This is a genomic window from Streptomyces sp. NPDC001714 (assembly GCF_042892755.1).
In the GTDB taxonomy this organism is placed as follows: Bacteria; Actinomycetota; Actinomycetes; order Streptomycetales; family Streptomycetaceae; genus Streptomyces.
Genome location: NZ_JBIAUL010000023.1, coordinates 149044 through 156229 on the forward strand (window position 1 = coordinate 149044; position 7186 = coordinate 156229).

Below are 7186 nucleotides of genomic sequence, written 5' to 3' on the forward strand. Positions count from 1 at the left end.
GCCCCTTGGTGCTGCTCAGCGGCGGTCCGAATTGATCTCGACGCCCGGGAAGAGACGGGCGTACCGGGCGAGGTGCGGGGCGGCGGGGAGCAGGCTCACCGACCGCAGGCCCGGAAGCCGGAGTGCCAGCTTGGACAGGTCCTCGTCGCCGTAGACCGAGGTGATGCGCAGCACCTCGATGCCGGGGAGCTCGGGCATGACGGCGAAGGAGTGGGGGAACTCCCGGACGGTTCCCGCGTGGAGATGGAGTTCCGTCAGCTCGGGCAGCGCGGCGACCGCCTGCCAGTCGGTGTCCGTCAGCTCGGCGGTCAGATGCCCGAGGCTGAGCGAGCGGAGCCCGGCCCAGTGCTGAAGCCCGCGCAGGCCCGTGGTGTCCGTGCTGTGACTGCCCAGGTAGAGAGTTTCCAGCGGTGCGTCGACCGGCAGGACCTCGGTGAGATCCGTGCCCGGCAGCTCCTGGCTGAGGGAGAGCCGCCGAAGGGACCGCAGCACGCGCAGGCCGGTGAGGTCAGCCGTCCGGGTGCAGCCGAGACGGACGAGCGGAAGCCCGCGGAGCCGGTCCAGCCCTGTCACCGGGCAGTCCGCCAGCCACAGCTCACGGAGGGATCCGAAGGACAACAGGGCGTCCGTATCCGCCACCTGCGGGTTGTCCTGCAGCTCGAGCGCGGTGACGGCTTCCACGGCCGGCACCGCGGTGAGGATCTCCTCCGGCCGGTGCGGGCCGTGGAAGGACAGGGCAGGCCACGGCCTCATGGTGGCGAGGGCGGAGAGCTCCTCCGCTGACCGGCAGGTGAGGAAGAGGTCGGCTCGCTCCAGGTGGTCGAGGATCTCGGCCGCGTACTCTCCGGTGTCGAACCGGTGCCAGGTGCCCACCAGCTGGCGCCGGACGTCCAGGCTCGGATGGTTCCGGAACCGCCGCAGCACCGCGATCGCCCCATCGGGTTCCTCCGCGCCGAGCAGAGACGCGGTGACCGTGACTCCCTTGGCCTCCTGGTCCGTGAGCCCGGCGGGCCCCGGCAGCAGCTCCAGGGCCAACGGGCCCGCTCCCGCCAGCGTCTGCGCTTCCTCGGCCGACAACGGAGGGATCAGCTCCGCTGCCTGCGAGTCGACCTCCAGCCGTACCTCGGGGGCCAACGCGGTCGCCTGTTCCAGGCACGCCAGCGCCAGCACGGTCAGCCGGGGCTCGTCACCGGCCAGCAACTGTCGCAGCAGCCAGGCCCGTTCCCCGGGCCGGGCGTGCGCCGCCGCCATACGGATCACGTCCTCCCACTGAGTGTCGCGTGCGCGGCTCGCGAGGACGTCCAGATGGCCCTCCGCCACGGCGTACCGGGCGCCGAGATAGTCCTGGAACGTGCGGTGGACGAAGTCCAGGACGCCGTCGGCGGGTTGCCGGAGCAGTCCGCTGCGCAGCAGAAGGGACCGCAGTACGGTCGGGGCGGTGTCCGAGAGGCCGATCGACGGCAGGCACCCTGCCACGATTCCCTCGGCCCTCTCCAGGTCCATTTCGGTGCGGCCGCTCAGCACCAGGTTGTAGGCGAGGCGTTGCAGCAGCTCCAGCCGGGCTTCGTGGCCCAGCTCCACCTCGTCCACCGCCCCCATGCCCCGCTCCCGGTCGCGGCGCGTGAGGAGCATGGTGAGGGCCGCGTCGTACAACTCCTTACGGCTGGTCGGGAGATAGCCGCGGCGCTCGCGGTGCAGGGCGCAGATGAGGCCGCACATGAGGGGGTTGGTGGCGAGGCGGGCGAGGTCGCGTTTGGTGCGCAGGGAGTCCAGGAGCCGGCTCTCGTACTCCGGGGCCCGGGCCGCCGTGTGCCAGCGATGGACGAAGGTCGCCACGTCCGTGCGGCGCATGGGGGCCAGGGTCAGCTCACGGAAGCCGGCCGGCGTCAGCCAGTCGGGGCTCACGGCGGTGGGGCGGGAGGTCAGCAGCCAGCGGTTGGCGGGGAAGGCCTGGATGAGCGAGAGCAGCCAGTCGCGGGTGCGGTGGCGGTCTGCGGCGGGGATCTCGTCCAGGCCGTCGACGAGGATCAGGGCGCGACCCGCGGACAGGACGCGTTCCGTCCAGCCCTCGGGTGCGGCGAGCGGGCAGCTCACCGCCGTGAGGAAGGCGGCGGGGGCGGGCAGGGGGCCGGTGCGGATCAGGGTGCGCAGGGGCAGGACGTACGGGACCCGGGTGCCGTCCCTGGCCGCCGTCACCGCCAGCCACTGGACGAGCGTCGTCTTGCCGGAGCCCGCGTCGCCGCGCAGCAGGACGCGGTCGTGGGTGAGCAGGGCTTCCTCGGCGGGGAGCTGGCGGGTGACGGAGGCGGGGCCCGAGCGGTCGTCGGGCAGGGTCTGTTCGTCGGTCGCCTCCAGACTCAGATAGGCCACTTCGAGCGGCCAGCGGTCGGGGGATTCCCGCAGATCGACGCCGTAGATGGTGATGTGGTTGTGGCGTTCGGCGACGTAGGAGCGGTAGTGGCGCTCGAAGGCGGTGTCGCGGGTGCCGGGGCGTGGGGTGCGGGCAAGCAACTCGTCGATCTTCGCGATGAGTTCGGCATGAACCCGGGCCTGTTCCACGAGGGTGCGGGTGACAAAGGTGGAGCGGCGGGTGAAGAACTCCAGGATCTGCAGACCGGCCCACTCCGTCGCGGAGTCGAGGAAGTAGCAGGCGTCGGAGGAGAGGCCGTCGGGCGCGGGCGCCGCGTGCTTCAGCTGCGCGGCCAGTTCGCGGTGGCCCAGTTTCACCGCCTGGACGTCGTCCATGTCGAGATCGCCGAGGGCGAGCAGTCTGCGGGCCAGCGCGTCGGCGACCGCGATCTGTTCCCTGGCCGGGAAGGGCGGCTCGCCGGGTGAGTCGACCGCCTGCCGGACCAGGTGCTCGGCGAGCTTGTGCACGTCCTTCTCGACCAGGGCGCGCTTCTCGCCGCGGAAGGACACCAGACTCTTCAGCCGCACCGGCCTGTCCACCAGCCCCGCGCCCGGGCCGTCCGCCACGAAGAGCTTCTTCAGCAGCGGGCCCATCAGGCTCGACGCCAGCTTCCCGCCCAGTACCGTCGGCTCCACCCGCCACCCCCGTGAGTCCCGTCAGCGGATGGAGCCTATCGGCGACCTACGACAACTGGCCGTTGTAGTCGGGCAGCTTGAACGTGTTGTCGGCGTGGCCGCCCGAGAGGTCGGTGGCGCTGTTGCCGATGTTCGCGATGATGTCGTAGCCCTTGTTCTCGATGTCGACGCGCTGGGCGGTCTTGTAGGCGGCGACGTCCTTGAAGAGGTCGAGGAAGCCGCGGACGTAGAGGCCGGAGACCTGGTAGCCGTCGTGTTGGAGGTTGTACTCGGTCGGCAGGTAGATGATGCCGGGGCGGGCCGTGACGAAGAACAGCGAGACGCCGTGCTCCTGGGCGTACTTGGCGACGTTCAGGACCGGCTTGTTTGCCGGCTGGGGGTAGCTGAAGCCGAAGTCGGTCTCCAGCGTGGTGTTGTCGATGTCGAAGACGATCGCCTGCTTCTCGCCCGGCCGGGCGGCGGCGATGCGCTGCTTCAGGTAGGGCAGGGCCTGGTCCATGACGGACTGGCAGTCCTGCTGCCAGGTGGCGTAGTCGACCGTGGCGGAGCTGCTCTCCGTCGCGGCCTGGGCCGGCGCGGCCATCCCGGCGAGCGCGGCCACGGAGACGGCGGTGACGGATATGCGGCGGATCCAGGTGCCTGTGGTCATCGGGGCGGGGTGTCCTCTCACGTCATGGCTCACGTCATGGCCAGTGGTGTCAGGGGCATGATGAGTGGGGCAGGTGGCGTGTGGGGAACCGTAGGGTTACTGGCCGGTAGGGCGCTAGAGGTGTGCGTCACATCGGTACATGCCGTTCGAGCGGCCGTGGGTGACATACCGCACGGGTGAAATGTCCGTTACTAGCGGAGATAGTGGATTCGCTCACCCGGGGCGAAAGAGGCCTTCTTTCCTGCGCTCCGGGCGGGGGCACCCGCGTCGGGGCGGGTTTGCCCGGCCGGTATGGCGCGTGTCAAGAAAAGGCCAATTTCGGGCCAGGTTACTAGGAAGCGTCGTAGAAGAGCGGTTTGAGCGGTTTTCGGGCTTCGGGTTACCAAGGGATGCCCCGTTCGGTGGCCGCCCCCTGTGGGCCGGCGCCCCGGAGGGGTCCCTGTCGTCTACTCCACGAGGTTCCGATGTCCCTGCGCGCCGCTCTCCGTTCCCCCCGTACGTCCTCGCTCCGCAAGCGGGCCGCCGTTCTGGCCGCCGGTGTCGGGGTCACGGCCGTGGTGGGGTCGGGGGTCGCGTCGGCCGCCACCTCCGGTGCCGCCGTCTGGGTCGACCCGGTGAAGAAGTACACACTCTCCGCGACCTTCAACCAGGCCGGCGGCATGTGGGCCGCCCGGCACAGCGGTCAGGACTTCGCGGTGCCGAGCGGCACCGAGGTCGTCGCGGCGCACGGCGGCACGGTCGTCAAGGCCGGCGGCAACGGCGCCGGTGACGGTCCCGCGTACGGCAACGCCATCGTCGTCAAGCACGGCAACGGCCAGTACTCGCAGTACGCCCACCTGTCCCGCATCGACGTCAGGGTCGGCCAGATCGTCAAGACGGGTCAGCACATCGCCCGCTCCGGCAACACCGGCAACTCCTCCGGCCCGCACCTGCACTTCGAGATCCGTACGACCCCGAACTACGGCTCCGCGATCGACCCCGTCGCCTTCCTGCGCGCCAAGGGCCTGATCGTCTGACCCGCTGCACACCCGCCGGACTCCTCAGGACGGGTGTGAACCCCGGTGGGCCTGGGTCACCAGGTCCACGGCGACCTCCAGGACGGCCTCGCGCTTCTCCCGGGGGTCGCCTTCGATGTCCTGCATCACGAACATGCCGGCGTGCAGGGTGAAGAGCGCGCTGATGCAGCGGATCTGGTCGGTCAGGGCCGCGTCCGGGTCGATGATGATGTTCCGCAGGCCGCGCATCCGGTCCTTGAAGGTGTCGCCGATCCGCAGTTCCCGGACCGTCGCCTGGTTCTCCTGCATGAACCGGAACAGCGGTTCGGCGTCGGAGAGCGCCTGGTGGTAGCGCCGGACGATCTCCTGCTTGGTCTCCAGGGTGTGCGGCTGGCCCCTGCCCCACTCGATGAGGTCCTCGATCGGCTGTGTCAGGTCCTCGAAGACGCTGACCAGGATCTCTTCCTTGGTCTTGAAGTGGTAGTACAGGGCCGCCTTGGTCACGTCGAGGTGCTCGGCGATCTCCCGCAGGGAGGTCTTCTCGTAGCCCTGCTCGGCGAAGAGCTCGAGCGCCACGTCCTGGATGCGCTGGCGGGTGTTTCCGCGGCGCTGCTGCTTGGTGCCGTCCATGGTGACGCTCATCCTCTTACTCCTCGCACTCCCGCGAAAACTTACTTGACGCCCGGCTAGCAACGGGTCTAACTTCCGAGTGTACTGAACTAGCCGGGCGGCAAGTAAGTAGCTGTCGCCAGGGGGAGTGGGAGAGATGGCGGACACCCAGGCGGCCGAGACCGTCCAGCAAACACCGGGGGCACCGGCAGCGGCCGAGGTGCCGGAGAAGGAGCCCAGGAGCGTACGGGTCGTGATGCTCGCGCTCATGGTCGCGATGATGCTCGCGATGCTCGACAACATGATCGTGGGCACCGCGATGCCGACGATCGTGGGCGAGCTCGGCGGTCTGGAGCACCTGTCGTGGGTCGTGACCGCCTACACCCTCGCGACCGCGGCGGCCACCCCGCTCTGGGGCAAGCTCGGTGACATGTACGGGCGCAAGGGCGCCTTCATGACCTCCATAGTCATCTTCCTGGTCGGCTCCGCGCTCAGCGGCATGGCCCAGGACATGGGCCAGCTGATCGGGTTCCGGGCCGTCCAGGGCCTCGGCGCCGGTGGTCTGATGGTCGGCGTCATGGCGATCATCGGCGACCTCGTGCCGCCCCGCGAGCGCGGCAAGTACCAGGGCATGATGGCCGGCGTCATGGCGCTCGCCATGATCGGCGGTCCGCTGGTCGGCGGCACCATCACCGACAACTGGGGCTGGCGCTGGGCCTTCTACATCAACCTGCCGCTCGGCGTGGTCGCGCTGGCCGCGATCAGCGCCGTACTGCACCTGCCGAAGAAGCGGAACAAGACGCGCATCGACTACCTCGGCGCCGCTCTGCTGACCCTCGGCATCACCTCGATCGTGCTGGTCACCACCTGGGGCGGCTCGCAGTACGCCTGGACGTCCGCGCGGATCATGGAACTGATCGCCATCGGCGTCGTCGCGTTGGTCGGCTTCGTCTTCTGGCAGACCAAGGCCGCCGAGCCGGTCCTGCCGCTGCACATCTTCCGCAGCCGCAACTTCACCCTGATGTCGATCATCGGCTTCATCGTGGGCTTCGTGATGTTCGGCGCCACGCTGTTCCTGCCGCTGTACCAGCAGTCCGTGCAGGGCGCGTCCGCGACCAACTCCGGTCTGCTGCTGCTCCCGATGCTCGGCGCGATGCTGGTGACCTCCATGGTCGCCGGGCGGGTCACCACCAACACCGGCCGCTACAAGATCTTCCCCCTCGCGGGCGGTGTGCTGCTGACCGTCGGCCTGTACCTGCTGTCCACCATGGACACGGACACCACCCGCTTCACCTCCGGGGTGTACATGGCCGTCGTCGGCCTCGGCATGGGCTGCCTGATGCAGATCACCATGCTGGTCGCGCAGAACAGCGTGGAGATGAAGGACATGGGCGTCGCGTCCTCGTCCACCACGCTTTTCCGTACGCTCGGCTCGTCCTTCGGCGTCGCCATCATGGGCGCGCTCTTCAACGACCGGGTCAAGAACGTCATGGCCCAGCGGGCCGGCTCGCTGGGCTCCAAGATCACCGAGCAGTCGGCGCAGCTGGACGCGAAGAGCCTGGCGAAGCTGCCGGCCGCGGCGCGCGAGGCGTACCAGCACGCCGTGTCGGCCGGTACCCACTCGGCGTTCCTGCTCGGTGCCGTGATCGCCGTGCTGGTGCTGGTGGCGGCGGTCTTCGTGAAGGAGGTCCCGCTGCGGGGCGGGCCGCAGAAGGCGGACGAGGCGGCGCCGATGCCGGCCGTCGAGGCCATCTGAGACTGGGTGCGGGGGCGGGGGGGGGGGGGGCCCCCCCCCCCCCCCCCCCCCCCGCCCCCCCCCGCCCCCCCCAGCCCCCCCCCCCCCCCCCCCCCCCCCCCCCCGCCCCGCCCCGCGCGCGCCCCCCCCCCG

General features: G+C 70.0%; 5 protein-coding genes. 2 read left to right on the top strand and 3 right to left on the bottom strand.

The features are described from left to right. Positions 1-15: 15 nt before the first annotated feature. A complete protein-coding gene (locus tag ACFY0P_RS43120) occupies positions 16-3045 on the bottom strand; it encodes an NACHT domain-containing protein (protein WP_388926728.1) in 3030 nt (1009 codons plus the stop codon). A gap of 46 nt (positions 3046-3091) precedes the next feature. Then, complete coding sequence (locus ACFY0P_RS43125; RefSeq protein WP_388926731.1) at positions 3092-3694, bottom strand: HAD family acid phosphatase; 603 nt, start codon at positions 3692-3694, stop codon at positions 3092-3094. Between the two features lie 464 nt (positions 3695-4158). On the opposite strand from ACFY0P_RS43125, the gene ACFY0P_RS43130 reads away from it, so the two are divergent. Then, positions 4159-4710 carry a M23 family metallopeptidase gene (locus tag ACFY0P_RS43130; protein WP_388926734.1) on the top strand — a complete coding sequence of 184 codons (552 nt, stop codon included), beginning with the start codon at positions 4159-4161 and terminating at the stop codon, positions 4708-4710. Positions 4711-4734: 24 nt separating this feature from the next. Here the strand turns inward: ACFY0P_RS43130 and ACFY0P_RS43135 are convergent, their stop codons facing one another. Then, positions 4735-5331, bottom strand: coding sequence for a TetR/AcrR family transcriptional regulator (locus ACFY0P_RS43135; protein WP_388926737.1), 597 nt, complete (start codon positions 5329-5331; stop codon positions 4735-4737). A 124-nt stretch (positions 5332-5455) separates the two neighbouring features. Here ACFY0P_RS43135 and ACFY0P_RS43140 point away from each other — a divergent pair, with 124 nt between their 5' ends. Then, positions 5456-7054: an MDR family MFS transporter gene (locus ACFY0P_RS43140; RefSeq protein WP_388926739.1), complete on the top strand. Its 1599-nt coding sequence runs from the start codon at positions 5456-5458 to the stop codon at positions 7052-7054. Positions 7055-7186 lie beyond the last annotated feature (132 nt).